Here is an 18659-nt window from a genome sequence, read left to right on the forward strand (position 1 = left end):
AACCGCACGTTTATGAGACGGCCGCGTCAAGCGGCGAGGCCGCGCTTCTTCAGCATCGCCTCGGGGCTTGGCAGCCGACCGCGAAATGCCTTGTAGGTCTCTTCAGGATCGACGGCACCGCCAATGGCGTAGACATTGTCCTTCAGACGCTTGGCCATGGCGGCGTCGAAGGCATTGCCGGTTTCCTCGAAAGCTTCGAAGGCATCGGCATCCAGCACTTCCGACCACATGTAGGAATAGTAGCCGGCCGAATAGCCGTCACCTGAAAACACGTGCTGGAAATGCGGCGTCGCGTGGCGCATGACGATGGAGGACGGCATGCCGATCTTGCCGAGTATTTCGGCCTGCACCGCCATCGGGTCTTCCACCGGTTCTTTGCGGGTGTGGAAGGCCATATCGACAAGCGCCGACGAGGTAAACTCAACGGTGTCGAAGCCGGCATTGAAGGTCTGCGCCGCCAGGACCTTGTCGAGCAGTGCCTGCGGCATGGCCTCACCGGTCTGGTAATGCACCGCATAGGTCTTGAGAATGTCGGGCACGGTCAGCCAATGCTCGTAAAGCTGCGAGGGCAGCTCGACGAAATCGCGCGAGACGCCGGTGCCGGATACCGAGGGATAGGTGACGTCAGACAGCATGCCATGCAGGGCGTGGCCGAACTCATGGAATAGCGTGCGGGCATCGTCCAGCGACAGCAGCGCCGGCTTGCCTTCGGCGGGCTTGGCGAAATTGCAGACATTGTAGATGATTGGCAGCTCGCCGTGAGCCCCATTCTTGAGCGGCAACTTGTGCTGAGACTGGAAGGAACTCATCCACGCGCCCGAGCGCTTGGAAGACCGTGCAAAATAGTCACCGAGGAACAGCGCCTTAAGCGTGCCATCGGCTTCGCGGATCTCGAAGACCCGCACATCGGGATGATAGCCCGCGACATCCTTGAGCGGCACGGCCTTGATGCCGAACAGCTTTTCGGCCACGGCAAAGCTGGCTTCGATGATCTTTTCCAGCTGCAGATAGGGCTTCAGTTCCGCTTCGGAGAAGTTGAAGCGTTCCGAGCGCAGCTTCTCGGCATAAAAGCGCCAGTCCCAAGGGGCGACCGGGTGGTTCTTGCCTTCCTTGGCGATCAGTTCCGCCAGCTCCTTCTCCTCAATGGCTGCCTGCGCCACGGCGCGCTCCCAGACCTGCATCAGCAGACCGTTCACCGCGTCGGGGGTTTTAGCCATGGTGTTGTCGAGCTTTAGCGCCGCAAAATTCGCGTAGCCGAGCAGGCCGGCTTTCTCGGCCCGCAGCTTCAGCGTTTCGGTGACGATGGCGCGGTTGTCGCGCTCACCGCCATTTTCACCGCGCGCCACCCAGGCCTTGAAGGCAGTTTCGCGCAGGTCGCGACGTTCAGAGAAGGTCAGGAACGGCACGATCACCGAACGCGATAGCGTCACGGCATAGGCCTCACCCTTGCCGCGCGCCTTGGCGGCCGCAGCCATGGCGTCACGCAGAAAATCGGGAAGACCGGCCAGGTCCTCGTCCGAAGACAGCGGCAGCGCCCACTCGGTCTCGTCGCCCAAGACATTCTGGCCGAAATTGGCGCCGAGGCTGGCCAGCCGCTCGTTAATCGCCGCCAGCCGCTCCTGGTCAGGCTTGGCAAGCTTGGCGCCCGATTTGACAAAGCCCTTCCAATGGCGCTCCAGCACCCGCATCTGTTCGAGCGTCAGGCCCAGACTATCGCGCTTTTCCCAGAGCGCATCGACGCGGGCAAAAAGCGCCGCATTCATGCTGATCTTCGAATAGTGGCGCGACATTTTCGGCGCGATCTCGCGCTCCAGCGCCTGGATGACAGGATTGGTATCGGCACCGGCCTTGTTCCAGAAAAGCGTCGAGACCCGGGACAGACCGTCGCCAGCAATTTCCAGCGCCACGATGGTGTTTTCAAACGTCGGCTCTTGCGTCGCCGTAGCGATGGCGTCGATATCAGCATCGTGCTCGGCCAGTGCTACCTCGAAGGCCGGGGCGAAATCCTCGTCGCTTATGGCGGTGAAATTCGGCAGGCCATGCGGCCCGGTCCATTCGGTGACGGTGGAAAAAGCGCGGTCGGGAGATGTCATCGCAAAGCAATCCTTCCTATTGATCTCCAAAGATATAGGCGATGCCCCCGCCAATTGTCACCCCACAGCAACCCATCGTTACGCAGTTGTCATCCGGGCTATCGCTGGCGCTGGAACCGCTTAGACCGTGACAACGGATGGCATTTTCGATTTCAATTGCCGTGCGCCTGCTTTACCAGTGCACCCTCGCTAAAGATCCGCCTCCGGGCGACCGATCCCGCACATTGCGCCAACAACGATGCCTTACTTTTCACCATGACAAAGCCCGCACCACCCGCCGCCCGGATGAGCGAAAACCGTACCACGCTGCTCGGCGCGCTCCTGACCATGATCGGTCCGGTGTCCATGGCGATCTACACGCCAGCCATGCCGCAGCTGGTCCAGGCCTTTGCCACGACAGATGCCGCGATCAAAATGAGCCTGTCGCTCTATTTTGCCGGTTTCGCCTGCGCACAATTGCTGTCCGGTCCTTGCTCCGATGCGTTTGGCCGCCGCAAGACAACGCTTGCCTTTCTCGGCATCTACCTGATCGGCAGCCTTGCGGCCGCCCTTGCGCCCTCCGTCGAATTTTTGCTGGCCGGGCGCGTCGTCCAGGGCATCGGCGCCTCTGTCGGGGTCACGGTGTCGCGCGCCATGGTGCGCGACCAGTTCATTGGCGAGCAGGCGTCACGCATCATCAACATGATCGGCATCATGCTTGCCGTCGGCCCGGCACTCGGTCCGACGATCGGGGGACTGGCGCTATCGGCGTTCGGCTGGCAGGCGGTGTTTCTCTTGATGGTCGGCTTCGGCGTTGTCAGTCTCGCCGCCGTCGCGGCGCTGATGAAGGAAACCGCTGTGCCGGACCGAGGTATGATCAAGCCGGCGCGGCTGCTCGGCGCCTATGCCACACTGGTGGCCGACCGGCGCGTGCTGTGCTCGGCGCTGGTGCTTGGCGGCTGTGTAGGAGCGCTCTATGCCCAGTCGACCATGCTGCCCTTCGTCTTGATCGGCAAAGTCGGACTGACACCGGCGCAGTTCGGGCTTGGGATGCTGATGCAGACCGGTTCCTATTTCGCGGGCTCGGTGGCGCTGCGGCTTTTGGCAAGCCAGCTGCGGCCGGGCCAGGCGCTGCGCTGCGGGCTGGTGCTTGCCGCCACAGGCGGGCTGCTGATCCTGCTGTCCACCCATCTGCTGACGCCGACCTATCTGTCGGTCATGGGTCCGGTCGGGATCTGTGCCTTCGGCATCGCTTTCGTCATCCCTGATATTTCCACCGCCGGCCTGCTACCGCATCCAAAACTCGCGGGTTCGGCTGCGGCGCTGATGGGTTTCGTGCAGATGGGCTGCGGCTTTCTGGGCGGGCTTGCCGCCTCTTGGCTCGGCGATCCCCTGACCGCATTCGGCACCATCATTCCCCTGATGGAATTCGTTGCCGTCTTCGCCTATCTCGGCTTCCTGCGCGCCTGGAAGGCAGAACCATAACGACAAAAGCCGCCGCCGGAGGCCCGGCGACGGCTTTGAAGAAAAATGCCCTGTGGACTTTACTTGCCGAGATTGCGCTTTGCGAGGGTGCGCAGGCGCAACGCGTTGAGCTTGATGAAGCCGGCCGCGTCCTTCTGGTCGTAGGCGCCCTGGTCGTCTTCGAAGGTCACGAGCTGGTCGGAATAGAGCGACTTCGAGCTCTCGCGGCCGATGACCATGACATTGCCCTTGTAGAGCTTCAGCGTCACTTCACCTTCGACATGTTCCTGGCTCTTGTCGATCATGGCCTGCAGCATTTCGCGCTCCGGCGAGAACCAGAAGCCGTAATAGATCAGCTCCGCATAACGCGGCATCAGCTCGTCCTTGAGATGCGCTGCACCCCGGTCGAGCGTGATCGATTCGATGGCGCGATGGGCCGACAGCAGGATGGTGCCGCCGGGGGTCTCGTAAACGCCACGGCTCTTCATGCCAACGAAGCGGTTTTCGACGAGGTCGAGACGGCCGATGCCATTGTCGCGGCCATAGGCGTTCAGCTCGGCCAGCAGCGTTGCCGGGCTCATCCGCACGCCATTGATCGAGACGGCATCACCCTTTTCAAAGCCAACCTTGATGACGGTCGCCTTGTCGGGTGCAGCTTCCGGGGAAATGGTGCGCATATGCACATATTCCGGCGCTTCCTGGGACGGATCTTCCAGAACCTTGCCTTCGGAGGAGGAGTGCAAAAGGTTGGCGTCGACCGAGAACGGTGCTTCGCCCTTCTTGTCCTTGGCAACCGGGATCTGGTTCTGCTCGGCAAAGGCCAGAAGATCGGTCCGGCTCTTGAAGGCCCAGTCGCGCCAGGGAGCGATGATCTTGATATCAGGGTTCAGCGCATAAGCCGACAGCTCGAAACGAACCTGGTCATTGCCCTTGCCGGTAGCCCCATGAGCAATCGCATCGGCGCCGGTCTTCTTGGCGATCTCGATCAGGTGCTTGGAAATCAGCGGCCGTGCGATCGAGGTGCCGAGCAAATAGACGCCTTCGTAGACGGCGTTGGCGCGGAACATCGGGAAGACGAAATCGCGCACGAATTCTTCGCGCACGTCCTCAATGAAGATTTCCTTGATGCCCAGCATCTCCGCCTTCTTGCGGGCCGGCTCCAGCTCTTCACCCTGGCCGAGATCGGCGGTGAAGGTCACGACTTCAGCACCGAGTTCGGTCTGGAGCCATTTCAGGATGATCGAGGTGTCGAGACCGCCGGAATAGGCGAGGACGACCTTTTTGACGTCTTTCGGAAGTGCCATGATATCGAAGTCCGTATGTCTGGGCGAGGCCACTCAACCGGGCCTCCTTGGGTTGGAGGCACTTTTAGCCGGATTGACGCGCCATGCAAGGCCCAAGCCCCGCAGCCGGCTTTGTTGAGCAGATCCTTGAGTAGGCCCAGACGATTGGGAAATGACCACAAGAATTTGACTTGGGAACCCCAAGGCCCATATGCCGATGGTCAGCATTGCGACAATACGACGGGCAATATCAGTGATTTCAGCCTGGAATTGCATTGAAACGGTAGATTTGGAGGGGTTTTCATTGTTGACGCAAGCGTACCCTTTCAACCATCAAAGGAGCAAGACATGACCGACATTCACTCGGTAATTGCCAAGGGCAAGGTGGCCGTTGTCACCGGGGCAGCCTCCGGCATCGGCCTTGCCGCCGCCAAGGCTTTCGCCATCAAGGGTATGTGCGTGGTTCTCGCCGATCTCGGCGGCGATGCGCTTGCCAATGCTCGCAGCGAAGTTGCCGCCGTCTCGGAACATCCCGAAAGCGATATTGTCGCGATCGAAACCGACGTCAGCCGCCTCGACGAACTGGAGGCACTGGAACGGGCCGTGCTGCAGCGCTTCGGCCGCGTGCATCTGCTGATGAATAATGCCGGCATCCAGCCCGGCAGCAGTCTGTTTGGCCCACAGGTTAATTGGGAAAACGTGTTTGCCGTCAACCTGATGGGCGTCATCCACGGCACCCGGGTTTTCGGCCCCGATATGATCGCTCACAAAGACCCGGCAATCATCGTCAATACCGGCTCCAAGCAAGGCATCACCACACCACCCGGCGACCCAGCCTATAACGTTGCCAAGGCCGGCGTCAAAGCCTTTACCGAAGCCCTGCAACACGAATTGCGCAACACGCCTGATTGCAATGTCAGCGCCCATCTGCTGATCCCGGGCTTCGTCTTCACCGGCTTGACCGCCAACGGCCGCCCGTCCAAGCCGGATGCAGCCTGGACACCGGAACAGACGGTGGATTTCATGCTTGAGAGCCTGACGCGCGGTGATTTCTACATTCTCTGCCCGGACAACGATGTTGACAGAGCAACGGACGAAAAGCGCATCGCCTGGGCCGCTGGCGACATCATCGAAAATCGCCCGCCACTGTCGCGCTGGCATCCTGACTATGCCGAGGCCTTCAAGGGGCATTTGGCCAAATAGGGGCCGGGCCAAACAGGCTTATTGGCAAAGCGAAACCAGCCCGGTAAGGATATAGGCATCCTGCCGGGCTTATTCGCGAGTTTGCCATGTCCTTCATCCCCGATCTGCCGACCCTTCTCGTGTTCAGCGCCGCCTGCCTTCTTCTGGCAGCAACGCCCGGACCGGATATGACGCTCTCAATCAGTCGTGCGCTGCGCGATGGACGCATGGCGGGCTTGGCCGTGCTGATCGGCACCAACATCGGCATCACCGTTCACACGCTGCTGGTCGCATTCGGCGTTTCGGCCCTGATCGTGGCGTCGCCGACAGCTTTCCTGATCCTGAAAAGCGGCGGCGCGGCCTACCTGGCATGGCTGGCCTTTCAAGCCGTTCGCCACGGCTCGAAATTTGTGGCCAAGCCCGAGGCTGGCGTGAAAGGCAACGCCAAGGCAGCCTTTCTGAACGGGATCTGGGTCAATCTGCTCAATCCCAAGGTCATCATCTTCTTCATGACCTTCCTGCCGCAATTCGTGACGGCCCATGATCCCAATGTCACGGGCAAGCTGATCTTTCTCGGCTTCTGGTTCATGCTGATATCGCTACCGGTGACGATCGCCATCGTGCTCGCCGCCGACAAGCTCGCCGGCTGGCTGCAAAGCAATCCGAAGGTTTTACGGGGAATGGATTACACCTTCGCAGGCGTGTTTTCCGTTTTCGCAGCGAAGATCTTGATGACTCAGGCGCGTTAACTGCCACGCGTTACCAGTCAATGGACGGGCTTGCGCGTCTTCTCGCTATCGATACGGTCTTTGCGGGTGATGAAAAGCATAACGAAGCCGATCATCAAGCCACCGACCGGCATGATCAGCATCGTTAGAAACTGCTCCGTGCCCATGGCCTAAGACCTGTCAAAATCTTAAGAGCTTGCAGGTGAACTCCACTTTTCCCTGACAAACTCTAGCGCTCAATCGTCCTCGCCGTGGCCGACGATCATCATCGCCTCATAGGCCAGCCGCTCGGTCTTGCGCATCCGCTCGGACTCCGACTTCAACTGACCGCAGGCGGCCAGGATATCGCGGCCGCGCGGCGTGCGGATCGGCGAGGCATAGCCGGCCGAATTGATGAAATCAGCGAATTTCATGATCTGGTCCCAGTCCGAACACTGGTAATTGGTGCCGGGCCAGGGATTGAAAGGGATCAGATTGATCTTGGACGGAATGCCCTTTAGCAGCTGGATCAGGCCCTTGGCGTCTTCGAGACTATCGTTGATATCCTTCAGCATCACATATTCCCAAGTGATGCGCCGGGCATTCGATAGGCCCGGATAGTTGCGACAGGCCTCGATCAGATCCTTGAGCGGATATTTCTTATTGATCGGCACCAGAATGTCGCGCAGATCGTCGCGCACCGCATGCAGCGAGATCGCCAGCATCACGCCGATCTCGTCGCCGGTGCGGTAAATTTCCGGCACGACGCCAGAGGTCGACAGCGTGATGCGGCGCTTGGACAGCGACAAGCCATCGCCATCGGAGGCAATCAGCAGCGCCTTTTTCACTTCCTCGAAATTATAGAGCGGCTCGCCCATGCCCATCATCACCATATTGGTGATCTTGCGGCCCTCATTCGGCACCATGGCGCCGACGGGCGCATCACGATCCGGGAAATCGCCCAACCGGTCTCGCGCAAGCAGCAATTGCGACAAGACTTCTTCTGCCGTCAGGTTGCGCACCAGTTTCTGGGTGCCGGTATGACAGAAAGAACAGGTGAGCGTACAGCCGACCTGGCTGGAAACGCAAAGCGTGCCGCGTCCCTCTTCCGGAATATAGACGCATTCTACTTCAACCGGCCGGCCGGCCCCGCGCGGCGGATAGCGCAGCAACCATTTGCGGGTGCCATCGTTGGACACCTGCTCTTCGACGATTTCGGGCCGGGCGATGGTGAATGCGGTTTTCAGCTTCTCACGCAGGTCCTTGGCGACGTTGGACATCTGGTCGAAGTCAGAGACGCCGCGCACGTAGATCCAGTTCCACAATTGCGCAACACGCATGCGGATCTGCTTGTCAGGCACGCCGACACCACGCAGCATCTCACCCATCTCTTCACGAGTCTGGCCGATCAATGTCGGCTTGGGCACCCCAGCCATGGCGGCGGGGCGCGCGGATGCCGTCCGCTCGATGATGATTTCCGTGGCAGCCATCGCTTTACCTCATCAAAACCAGAGGCGTCCATCGCATCCTGACGGACGGCGGCTGCGCTCCATTTTCAACATTATCGTGTTCAAGAAACTACAGCGCCGCCCATTTTATCAAAACGCGCAAAGGACGCTGTAACGCTTTAAGCCTCAGGCGCCGTCATCCGCAGACAACCGCGCGACGGCCTTCAAGACCGCATTTGCCGCGCCTTTAGCATCAAATTGCCGCCGCGTCATCCCCAAACGCAAAAAGGCCGGGAAACCCGGCCTTCATCGCAGCAAGTAGCAGATGTTACTTGCACTTCTCGATACGCTTCAACGCATCCGAAATGCCCTGCAGGGAATAGGCGTAATTGGTTGGCGTGCCGCGGCCGGAGACGGCCTGGACGCTCATGCTCTTACCGGTTTTCATCGCGGCAACGAGAGCAGGCTCTTCCGCAGCGTTCTCCACCCAGGCAGCGCTGTCCTTGGTGAACATGGTGAAGCTCTTGGCATCGATCTTGACCGTCACCTTGGAGCCGGTCTTCAGCGTATAGCCCATCATCGCCTGCGGCTCGTAGGAGATGTTCTGGCCGGGGCGCTGCGAGACGATGAAGAAGATATCGCCGTGATTGACAGACGGCGGTTCCTTGCTGGTCGGCACGGACAACACATAGCAGACCGTGTTATTGCCTGATTTGTAGGAGTAAGCACCCCAGGCCTTGAACTGCTCGATCCGCGTCGGGCTCGGCGATTGCGCCGCCGCCACCCCCGTGAAGGCCAGCATCATTGCGACTGCGGTTGCGATTCTTTTTACAAACATTTTCTTCCTGCCGCTTTTACCGTCGAACATAAGCGCCGTTTTGGCCTCATGCCCAGCCTCGAAACCGCATTCAATTTGACTTAATTTTGGTTACCAAACCGTCAACAAGGCGCAAAATGCACAGCATTTAGCCGAGAAATCGACGCCTCAAGCCAGGACTTTTCCGAAAATAGGACAGATTGAACGCACCGGCAGATCAACCGGCCCTTTCGAAGAACACAAGGAATCAGGCAGGATTTGGACCTTCCGGAAGATGAGCCGATCGCACAGTGAAATTGTCGCTATCAGGCGCGTTTGGCGTCACCCTGATTGCGCTCGGGTGCGTGGTCGCCATCGTCAGCCAGGACGGAGTCGGCGGCATCGTAATGCCGCTCCTTAATATGCCCGTTGATCATGGCAAGCGCTGTGGTCAGGACCGCGATATCGTCGGTAAAACCGACAAAAGCCAACATGTCGGGAATAGCGTCGAAGGGCAAAACGAAATAGCCGAGCGCGGCCAGAAGAATTCCGCGCACCCGGAGCGGCGTCTGCCGATCGGTGGCGCAGTAGAAGGCGGCGATAACATCCCGGCTGAAGGGAATGTGGCGGATCGCCTTCCTCATCTTCGGCCAGAACGTAGCGCGCAATGTCTGCTCCTGCTTCTCCTGCTCGGCCTCATCACCCGGCAGCAGAATTTCGCCGATCTTCACGTCATCCATCTTCGTCTTGGCCATAACCTGCCTCTTATCTCGTTCGCTCTCGATATGGGAACGGCGAAAGGCCGTGTCAAACCGACCCTGATCAAATCCGCCGCGCGGCAGCCTGATCCATGGCGGCAGCCAGCTTCAAGTCATGCCCCGTCAAACCGCCGACATCATGGGTGGTGAGCCGTACATCGACCCGGCGATAGACATTCGACCATTCCGGATGATGCCCCATCTTTTCGGCCATGATCGCGCATTCGGTCATGAAGCTGAACGCCTGGGCAAAATCGTCGAAGGAAAATTCCTTGGTGATGGCAGTCTTGTCCTCGCTCAAGCTCCATCCATCGACTTCGCGCAAGGCGCCGGCAACGGCTTCGGGTGCAAGTCGCTCGTATCGCATGATTTTTTTCCCATCTGGATTGCGCCGAAACCGGCCTGCCGCAGGAGGTAAGCCCCTGCGGCTCAAAAAGTTCCTAGGGTAGCAATGCCGGGATCAGCCGTTGAGAGAATGCTCGGCCACTGCGGCAAATCCGGTATCCGACCGCTCCTCGTAGAGCGGGAAGATCTCTTCCGTCAGATAGGGACCACCACCGACAGATTCCTTGGAAGACATCAGCACGAAACGCGGAACGAAAAAGGGCGCGGTCTGGAAGTTACCGCGCCCTGAAAGGTAATGTACGACGTCATCCAGTCTCGAAGACTTCAGCCGCGCCAGCGTGACATGCGGCATGAATTTTCTCGGATCCGGCGGCAGCCCCACCCGCTGGCAGATCCGCTCGATCTCGCCCTGCAAGGCGGTCATCTGCGGATGCGGCGTCACGCCGGCCCAGATGGAATGGGGCTTCTTGGACCCGAAGGAGCCGATGCCACTAAGACTGAGCTGAAATTCAGGCCGGTCGATCCGGTCCAGCCGGTCGACGATCTCATCGGCGGTGCGCCCGTCGATATCGCCTATGAACCGCAAGGTGATGTGGTAATTTTCCACATCGATCCATCGGGCTCCAGGAAGCCCGCCGCGCAGCAAGGAAAGGCTTAAAGCCAGATTGCGCGGAATTTCGAGGGCAGTGAATAATCTCGGCATGGCGAGCTCCCCGAATCTTTTGCAGATGCTAACATCGAATCATGCTTCCAAAGGGTAATCAACCCGTTAATTTACCTTATCCTCCAGACCTTTCGCGAAACTCTGCACGCTCGGCAGCATGCGCTCGACCATGACGCCGACGCCCTTGGCGTTGGGATGCATGCCATCGCCCAGTTTCAGGTTTGCATCGGTGGCGACACCATCGAGAACGAAGGGATAAAGCGGGATTTTATATTTATCGGCCAAGCGTTTATAGATCGGATTGAACCGGTGGGCATAGTCCGCTCCCATGTTCGGCGGCGCGATCATGCCGACCAGGAGCACGCCGATCTTGCGGGCCTGCAGCTTCTCGATAATGGCCGATAGATTTTTTTCCGTTTCCTCCGGCGCGATGCCGCGCAGCGCATCATTGGCGCCAAGCTCCAGGATGACGCCCTGGGTGCCATCCGGCACTGACCAGTCGACCCGAGCCAGACCGCCTTCGGTCGTATCGCCGGAAACACCGGCATTGCCGATGCTGACATTCAGGCCCTTATCGTGCAGCGCCTTTTCCAGCTGGCTCGGCAGCGCTTCGTCGCCCTGCAATTGATAACCGGCCATCAGGCTGTCGCCGAGCCCGATCAGCTGAATCTGTGCTTCGGCGACAGGTACATCGGCTGTCGTATCGTCCTGCATGGTCGGATCGGTCATGCCATCGTCGCCCTTAGTACCGTCGCCTGGCTTGGAAGGATCGGCCGGGGCTGGCGCGGCACCCTCGACCGGTCCCGCCGGCTGAACAGCCTGCTGGGCATGGCCAGACCCGGCAAATCCGGTTGCGACCGTCAAACCGGCCAGCACTATGCCAACGAAGTGAAGGGGGACAGGTTTAAAACCCATGATGGCTATCCTAAATTCGCAAAACCGGCCATGACGACCCAAGACGACAAAGCCGAGACCGCCGCCTTGAAACTCATATAGGACGAAACGCGCGTGAGACAAACCGTCATTCAGCTCAGAAAAGCCGATCTTACCCTCGGCAAGGCCGCCGCTTCCGTCCATGTCCTCAAAGGCATCGATATCGATATCGCCGAGGGCGAATCGATCGGTATCGTCGGTCCCTCAGGGTCGGGAAAATCGACGCTGTTGATGGTGCTGGCCGGCCTGGAGCGGCTGGACAGCGGCGAAATCCATATCAACGGGACCGCATTGCATGGCCTCAGCGAAGACGCGCTCGCCGATTTTCGCGGCCGCAATATCGGGATCGTCTTCCAGTCCTTCCACCTGATCGCCAATATGACGGCACTGGAAAATGTCGCCGTGCCGCTGGAACTGGCCAACATCAAAAACCCGTTCGACATCGCCACGCGCGAATTGCAGGCCGTCGGCCTCGGAGAACGGCTCAACCACTATCCCGGCCAATTGTCCGGCGGCGAACAGCAGCGGGTGGCCATCGCCAGAGCACTTGCCCCCTCGCCCGCCGTTGTCATCGCCGACGAGCCGACCGGCAATCTCGATGGCGCCACCGGCCGCCAGATCGCCGATCTCCTGTTTGCCAAGCAAGCCGAGCGCAAGACGACGCTGGTACTGGTTACCCATGATACAGCCCTTGCCGCGCGCTGCTCGCGCCAGGTTCGGGTGCGCTCTGGCCGGATCGAGCCGGACGAGGCAGCTGGCCTGACCGAGACCGGCGAGGTCGTGCCGGCATGAACACATTTCTGATGCGGCTCAAAACCGCGCTTCGCCTCAGCGCCCGGGAAATGCGCGGCGGGCTGGCGGGCTTTTATATCTTCCTGGCCTGCATTGCGCTGGGCACGGCAGCGATTGCCGCCGTTAACTCCGTCTCGACCTCGATCACGAAGTCCATCGCCAGCCAAGGCCAGTCGCTACTCGGCGGCGATCTCCGCTTCGAACTGACCAATCGAGAGGCTAATGACCGGGAAAAGGCCTTCTTGAGCGAGTTCGGTACCGTCTCGCATTCCACCGGCCTGCGCTCCATGGCCCGCCTGCCCGATGGGTCCGACCAGTCACTGGTCGAGGTCAAGGCGGTCGATATAGTCTATCCGCTCTATGGCAGCTTTGTTGCCGCACCCGACAAGCCGCTGGCAGACCTGCTGCAAAAGCAGGGCGATGCCTATGGCGCCGTCGCAGCACCGCTGCTGCTGGACCGGCTGGGCATGAAACTTGGCGATAGCCTGCTGATAGGCTCAACCAAGCTCGTCATTACAGGCACCATCACGACAGAGCCAGATGCCGTATCCGAAGGGTTCGGCTTCGCGCCTCGGCTGCTGACCAGCGGCGAAGCGCTGGCCGCGTCGGGCCTGATCCAGACAGGCAGCTTGGTAGAGCAGGTCTACAAGATCAAGTTGAAACCCGGCGCTCCGTCTTTGAAAATCATCCAGGACAGGGCAAAGGCGGAGTTTCCCGATGCTGGCTGGTCGATCCGCACCAGCGACCGTGCAGCCCCCAATTTGACTGCCAATATCACGCGATTTTCGCAGTTCCTGACCCTGGTCGGTCTTACCGCCCTGATCGTCGGCGGTGTGGGGGTCGCCAATGCCGTGCGCGCCTTTCTCGACAGCAAGCGCAGCGTCATTGCCACTTTGAAATGCCTAGGCGCGCCCGCTTCCGTCGTCGTAATGGTCTATCTGTTTCAGATCATGATGATTGCCGGCCTCGGCATTGCGCTGGGGCTTGCCATTGGCGCCGTAGCACCTTGGATCGCCAGCTATTACCTGGCGCAATTCCTGCCGATACCCGCCGACTTCGCGATTTATCCGCGGTCGCTGTTGCTGGCACTGATGTTCGGCGGGCTGACCACGCTGGCCTTTTCCGTCATGCCTCTCGGCCATGCGCGCGAAGTGCCGGCGACGGCGCTGTTTCGCGAGCAGGGTTTCGAGACACGGCGCCTGCCCTCCTGGCCCTATGTGCTGGTTGCTGCACTGGCAATCGCGGCTTTGGCCGGGCTTGCCATCGTCACCGCCTATGACCGTCGACTGGCGATTTTCTTCCTGATTGCCATGGCCGCGAGCTTCGTGGTGCTGCGGCTGGTCGCCTACGGCATCGCCGCCCTGGCCCGGCGTAGCCCGCGGCTGCCCTCACCGGCGCTTCGCCTTGCTGTCGGCAATATCCATAGGCCCGGCGCGCTGACGCCATCGGTCATCCTGTCGCTCGGCCTGGGGCTTGCGCTTCTCGTGACCCTGTCGATGATCGACGGCAATCTGCGCAACAACCTCACCGGAACACTTTCGGAAAAGGCGCCGAATTTCTTCTTCGTCGACATCCAGCGCGACCAACTCGACGGCTTCCGCCAGGTCGTCCAGCAGCAGGCGCCGCAGGGGCAGATCGTCGAAGTGCCGATGCTGCGCGGCCGCATTACCGCCCTCAACGGCCAGGATATCGCCAAAATCAGCGTGCCGCCGCAGGGCCGATGGGTGCTGCGCGGCGACCGGGGCATAACCTATGCCAAGGATGTGCCGAAGAATGCGACGGTGACTGAAGGCCAGTGGTGGGCGCCGGATTACAAGGGCGAGCCGCTTGTCTCGTTTTCCGCCCAGGAAGCCAGCGATCTCGGGCTAAAGATTGGCGATACCGTCACAGTCAATGTGCTCGGCCGCAACCTGACCGCCAAAATAGCCAACTTTCGCAAGGTCGATTGGCAGTCCCTGTCGATCAATTTCGTCATGGTATTCTCGCCCAATGCCTTTGCCGGTGCGCCGCATGCTTGGCTCGCCACCCTGACCGAGCCCAATGCCAGCCCGCAGCAGGAAGCCGCTATCCTTCGCTCCGTCACCAAGGCCTTTCCGACGATCACGAGCGTGCGGGTGAAGGACGCGCTCGATATGGTCGATGCATTGGTCGGGCAATTGGCCGTTGCCATCCGCGCTGCAGCCGCCATTGCCCTCATCTCATCCGTGCTGGTTCTGTCCGGTGCGCTTGCGGCAGGCAATCGAGGTCGCACCCATGATGCGGTGGTGCTGAAGACGCTGGGTGCTACCCGCCCGATGCTGATTCGGGCCTTCACCTACGAATATCTGCTGCTGGGGCTCGCCACCGCGATCTTTGCGCTTCTGGCCGGCAGTGTCGCCGGCTGGTACGTGGTCAGCCAGATCATGAAGCTGCCGGCGAGTTTCCTGCCTGGTGTTGCCGTCTCGACGGTCGCGTTGGCGCTGGTCACCACCATCGGCATCGGCCTTGCCGGCACATGGCGCGTCCTTGGGCAGAAGGCGGCACCGGTTCTGCGTGAACTTTGATGAGAACCGTGCCCAGCCATTAACCGCTTTGGCTGCCCGCCAGCCACATTACCGAGGTTTAAGGGAAAAGGCCTTGTCCTTCAGCGCCTTTGCTCCCATATTGTTGGCACGCATGCTGGAGCCCCGCAGCGGCGCTTGGGACAAGATCCCGCACCGTGAACCAACCGGGGCTTATACGAGAGGAAACCATGTCTGATTTTCGCAATTATCAGGCGCGTAGCGGCCTAGGCTCGGCGGAGATGATCGACCAGGGCCTGCGCAGCTACATGCTGACGGTCTATAACCTAATGGGTGTCGGCCTTGCCATCACAGGCATTGCCGCCTTTGTCATTTCGCTGCTGGCCACCACGACCGATCCATCGCAGGCCGTCGGTCAGTTTGGTAATGGCGTGATGCTGACCAACATTGGCGTCGCCCTTTACGGCAGCCCATTGAAGTGGCTTGTCATGTTGGCGCCTGTCGCTCTGGTGTTCTTCCTGAGCTTCCGTATTCAGTCGATGAGTGTTTCGGCAGCCCGCACGACCTTCCTGGTCTATGCCGGCTTGGTCGGCCTGTCGCTCTCCTCGATCCTGCTGATCTATACCGGCCAGAGCGTTGTGCAGACCTTCTTCGTGACGGCCGCCTCGTTTGGCGCCCTGTCACTGTATGGCTACACCACCAAGCGCAGCCTGAGCGCCATGGGTTCGTTCCTGATCATGGGCCTGATCGGCCTGCTGATTGCCTCGGTGGTCAATATCTTCCTGCAGTCTTCGGCGCTCGCCTTCGCTGTCTCGGCCATTGGCGTCCTGGTGTTTGCCGGCCTGACCGCCTATGACACCCAGAAGATCAAGGAAATGTATTTCGAGCAGGATGGTTACGACACGGCTGGCCGCAAGGCTATCCTTGGTGCGCTGACCCTCTATCTCGACTTCATCAACCTCTTCCTGTTCCTGCTGCGCTTCATGGGCGACCGTCGCTAACAGAAGCGGTATCACAAGACCTTCAAAAGGGCGGCTTTCGGGCCGCCCTTTTTCGTGGCACATCTTGCGGTGACAGACCGCCTGTGGCAGACCGCGCGCACCATCCTCGAACGCGCTGCATATCCCATGACAATCACGATCCGCGCCGCCACCCTGGCCGACATTCTTGCCGTAACAGCAATCTACAGACACTCGGTCTTGACGGGCACAGCAAGCTATGAAATCGCAGCACCCGACGAGGCGGAAATGGCGGCAAGAATGGAGGCCATCACCTCGCAATCTTACCCTTATCTGATCGCTGAAGATAAAGACGGCAGCCTTATCGGCTACGCCTATGGCTCGGCTTTCCGCGCAAGGCCCGCCTATCGCTGGCTAGTCGAGGATTCGATCTATCTTTCGCCAGCCGCTCAAGGCAAGGGTGTCGGCAAGGCACTGCTGGCGAGCCTGATCGAGCAATGCACCGCCTTGGGCTTCCGGCAGATGATTGCGGTGATCGGCGGCGCAAGCCCGGCATCGATCGGCGTCCATGGGAGCCTGGGCTTCACCCATGCCGGCGGCATAACAGGCTCAGGCTTCAAGCACGGCGGCTGGCTCGACACTGTCTTCATGCAGCGAGCGCTCGGGGACGGCAATACCAGCATCCCCGATGAAAAGGCCTATCCGGGCAGCCTCTTCAAAGGCTGACAAATCCAGACACCCCGGACAGCCGTTAAACGCAGACTATTCGACCAGCTTCAACACCTTGTCGAACACCTTGAGCACTTGCTTCAGGTCATGACCACGCTTCAGGATCGTGCCTTGGGTGTTGACCACCGAAAAGGCACCCTGCTTTGCAGCCAGCTTCGGGTTCTTCTCGATCCGGTAGAGCGGCAATTCGCCAGAGCGTTTGAAGACGGAGAACACCGCCTTGTCCTTGAGGTGGTCAAGCGCGTAATCGCGCCATTCTCCTTCCCCGACCATGCGACCATAAACCCAGAGGATGGCATCGAGTTCCCGGCGGTGAAAAGTGACGGGCAGCGGATCAGGGCTTTGCCGGTAATCCTTGAGCTCGATCACGGTCGCGGCTCTGGTGCCTGACCTTGAGCTATTGTCCGAGCTGGCGGGCGCACCGTCATGCGGCAAATCCGGCTGATCGGTCATAGGGGCTCCTTCGTGCTGTTCATGACAAGCCGGTGACAGTTTGCCTGACACACACCAAATTGCAAGGGGCCGGTTTGCGCCCGCGCCCAAGAGAGGCATGACCAACAACGGCTTAGAGCATTGTTTCTGAAGCCTGATTTACAAGCATTCGCAAATACTTGCGGCCTTAACACGCCACACCGTCAGTGAGAACACAACCGAAACATGCATCAATCCGGCACTGCGTCATTTCTGGACTGTATCGTTTTAGAAGGTTTTTTTGCTTCGCCGTATTTCGGTCAAACCAGCGCCCCATTTACAGAAGAGATTGCACCGTCTTCAGTTGACGCGTCAGCGTCAAGGGTCCGGTCTGGCGCATTGACCCCTTACCCCCAGCCCCCCAATGTTCCCGGCCGGACCCGCTGAAGCCATTTTTTCTCTGAGCAGCAATGGAAGTTCGGTCCCTCTTCATCGTGAAGGCGGGTCGATTAACTCGTTTCGCTCTCAGAAAGGGACTCGATCAGGGATCGACGTTTTTCAGGGCCGTTTCATTGGTCGCTGGCGGCGTCATGACCAGTGCCGCGCCGATAATGCGCCCAGGTTCACCATTTTGCGTAGACGATTGCAACAGCACGGCAAAGCCGTCACAGCCATTGTTGCGTAACACCTTGGACGGTACGGTCAGCTTGAGATCACTACCATTCCACATGCCGACCGATTGGATGTCACTGACGCTGTTCCAATAGGTCATGCGCTGACCCTTGTTCTCGCCCTTCAGCACGTCGACATCCTTGCGGCGCTTGAAATAGACGATGACCACGTCGGCACGACCCTGTCCATTGCCGATGCCAACGGAAAGTTCGTCCCCCTGGATCGCGGCGGTCACCTTTACCGACAATCCATTACCGCTGGCCTTCAGCGAATCCAGCTTACCAGACAGTGCCTCGGCATCCGTCCCCTTCATCTGCATCGAACCGTTGATGACCGCTTGCGGCGTATACACCCCGCTGCGGCCGAAGCTGCGCGCATAGGCATATTGACGGGCAGTATTGCCGGGCGAACCGAGCGTATCGGTCCAACCGCGGTAGTTCCAGTAGTCGACATGATAGGCAAGCGCGATCACGTCAGGCTGCTTTGCCAGCCTCTCGAAAGCCTTGTCAGCAGGCGGGCAGGACTGACAGCCCTGGGAGGTGAAGAGTTCGACGACACCTCTCGGCGGCCTGACCTCGTCCGCCTGAACGATGCTCGAAAAGCACACAAGCAAACCGAAAGTCATGCCACCAACCAAGGCTTTTGCCCAGCCGGTGCTAGGACGTCCACTTTGGAAAGCTGCATCTTTCATCGAAATCATCGGTTCTGCCCCAATATCAATCCTTCGAGCCTGCCTTTAAGCGATCTGCAATGGCAGGCCACCCCCAGTCCCAGTTTCTTTTGCGCACCAGAGGCACACCATGCACCGGCGCCGCCAAGTCTAGCATGCTTGCATTGATGAACTAGGCTAACGGGCAGTGTAAATTCGGCTAGATGAACCTTGCCTTAAGCACTCTGGCCACGGCAAATTCGCCGCCGTCAATCCTGTCATCGGTATTTAAGA

18 protein-coding genes are annotated in these 18659 nt (G+C 59.7%); 7 read left to right on the plus strand and 11 right to left on the minus strand.

Annotation, left to right across the window (positions count from 1 at the left end; translation table 11 throughout):
• Positions 1–26 precede the first annotated feature (26 nt).
• Positions 27–2093 (minus strand): M3 family metallopeptidase, encoded by a 2067-nt coding sequence (locus BJF91_RS17685; protein ID WP_075615859.1) that lies wholly within the window; start codon positions 2091–2093, stop codon positions 27–29.
• A gap of 285 nt (positions 2094–2378) precedes the next feature.
• On the opposite strand from BJF91_RS17685, the gene BJF91_RS17690 reads away from it, so the two are divergent.
• The gene (locus BJF91_RS17690) at positions 2379–3557 is read left to right on the plus strand and encodes a multidrug effflux MFS transporter (protein ID WP_075615860.1); all 1179 of its coding nucleotides are present in this window, start codon (positions 2379–2381) and stop codon (positions 3555–3557) included.
• 59 nt (positions 3558–3616) lie between these two features.
• Here the strand turns inward: BJF91_RS17690 and BJF91_RS17695 are convergent, their stop codons facing one another.
• Complete coding sequence (locus tag BJF91_RS17695) at positions 3617–4840, minus strand: argininosuccinate synthase (protein ID WP_075616076.1); 1224 nt, start codon at positions 4838–4840, stop codon at positions 3617–3619.
• A 327-nt stretch (positions 4841–5167) separates the two neighbouring features.
• Between BJF91_RS17695 and BJF91_RS17700 the strand changes: the two genes are divergently transcribed.
• Together BJF91_RS17700 and BJF91_RS17705 are read left to right on the plus strand one after the other, a co-directional pair.
• A complete protein-coding gene (locus BJF91_RS17700; RefSeq protein WP_075615861.1) occupies positions 5168–6022 on the plus strand; it encodes an SDR family NAD(P)-dependent oxidoreductase in 855 nt (284 codons plus the stop codon).
• Between the two features lie 86 nt (positions 6023–6108).
• Positions 6109–6750: a LysE family translocator gene (locus BJF91_RS17705; protein ID WP_075615862.1), complete on the plus strand. Its 642-nt coding sequence runs from the start codon at positions 6109–6111 to the stop codon at positions 6748–6750.
• Between the two features lie 17 nt (positions 6751–6767).
• Here the strand turns inward: BJF91_RS17705 and BJF91_RS25440 are convergent, their stop codons facing one another.
• The 7 genes from BJF91_RS25440 to BJF91_RS17735 all read right to left on the minus strand — a co-directional run bounded on the left by BJF91_RS25440 (position 6768) and on the right by BJF91_RS17735 (position 11448).
• Positions 6768–6896, minus strand: a complete 129-nt coding sequence (locus BJF91_RS25440) for a hypothetical protein (protein WP_267890169.1) — start codon at positions 6894–6896, stop codon at positions 6768–6770.
• 69 nt (positions 6897–6965) lie between these two features.
• Complete coding sequence (gene rlmN, locus BJF91_RS17710; protein ID WP_234801667.1) at positions 6966–8144, minus strand: 23S rRNA (adenine(2503)-C(2))-methyltransferase RlmN; 1179 nt, start codon at positions 8142–8144, stop codon at positions 6966–6968.
• A 340-nt stretch (positions 8145–8484) separates the two neighbouring features.
• Complete coding sequence (locus BJF91_RS17715) at positions 8485–8994, minus strand: invasion associated locus B family protein (RefSeq protein ID WP_075616077.1); 510 nt, start codon at positions 8992–8994, stop codon at positions 8485–8487.
• A gap of 284 nt (positions 8995–9278) precedes the next feature.
• Positions 9279–9692, minus strand: a complete 414-nt coding sequence (locus BJF91_RS17720) for a YkvA family protein (protein ID WP_075616078.1) — start codon at positions 9690–9692, stop codon at positions 9279–9281.
• An 82-nt stretch (positions 9693–9774) separates the two neighbouring features.
• Positions 9775–10077, minus strand: coding sequence for a 4a-hydroxytetrahydrobiopterin dehydratase (locus tag BJF91_RS17725; RefSeq protein WP_075615864.1), 303 nt, complete (start codon positions 10075–10077; stop codon positions 9775–9777).
• A 93-nt stretch (positions 10078–10170) separates the two neighbouring features.
• Positions 10171–10758 carry an RNA 2',3'-cyclic phosphodiesterase gene (gene thpR / locus BJF91_RS17730; protein WP_075615865.1) on the minus strand — a complete coding sequence of 196 codons (588 nt, stop codon included), beginning with the start codon at positions 10756–10758 and terminating at the stop codon, positions 10171–10173.
• 66 nt (positions 10759–10824) lie between these two features.
• On the minus strand, positions 10825–11448 hold the full coding sequence (locus tag BJF91_RS17735; RefSeq protein WP_075616079.1) for an arylesterase: 624 nt from the start codon (positions 11446–11448) through the stop codon (positions 10825–10827).
• A 279-nt stretch (positions 11449–11727) separates the two neighbouring features.
• Here BJF91_RS17735 and BJF91_RS17740 point away from each other — a divergent pair, with 279 nt between their 5' ends.
• The 4 genes from BJF91_RS17740 to BJF91_RS17755 all read left to right on the plus strand — a co-directional run bounded on the left by BJF91_RS17740 (position 11728) and on the right by BJF91_RS17755 (position 16630).
• Positions 11728–12444: an ABC transporter ATP-binding protein gene (locus BJF91_RS17740; RefSeq protein ID WP_075615866.1), complete on the plus strand. Its 717-nt coding sequence runs from the start codon at positions 11728–11730 to the stop codon at positions 12442–12444.
• Positions 12441–14987, plus strand: a complete 2547-nt coding sequence (locus BJF91_RS17745; protein WP_075615867.1) for an ABC transporter permease — start codon at positions 12441–12443, stop codon at positions 14985–14987. The genes BJF91_RS17740 and BJF91_RS17745 overlap by 4 nt, the downstream gene beginning before the upstream one ends.
• Positions 14988–15175: 188 nt before the next feature.
• Entirely contained in the window at positions 15176–15946 is a 771-nt protein-coding gene (locus tag BJF91_RS17750; protein WP_075615868.1) for a Bax inhibitor-1/YccA family protein, read from the plus strand.
• Positions 15947–16072: 126 nt separating this feature from the next.
• Positions 16073–16630, plus strand: coding sequence for a GNAT family N-acetyltransferase (locus BJF91_RS17755; RefSeq protein WP_075616080.1), 558 nt, complete (start codon positions 16073–16075; stop codon positions 16628–16630).
• A gap of 36 nt (positions 16631–16666) precedes the next feature.
• On the opposite strand, the gene BJF91_RS17760 is transcribed toward BJF91_RS17755, so the two are convergent.
• Entirely contained in the window at positions 16667–17086 is a 420-nt protein-coding gene (locus BJF91_RS17760) for a DUF2794 domain-containing protein (protein ID WP_075615869.1), read from the minus strand.
• Between the two features lie 499 nt (positions 17087–17585).
• A complete protein-coding gene (locus BJF91_RS17765) occupies positions 17586–18341 on the minus strand; it encodes a DUF1223 domain-containing protein (RefSeq protein ID WP_075616081.1) in 756 nt (251 codons plus the stop codon).
• Positions 18342–18659 lie beyond the last annotated feature (318 nt).

The sequence above is a fragment of the Gillisella taibaishanensis genome (assembly GCF_001938985.1).
Lineage (GTDB): Bacteria > Pseudomonadota > Alphaproteobacteria > Rhizobiales > Rhizobiaceae > Allorhizobium > Allorhizobium taibaishanense.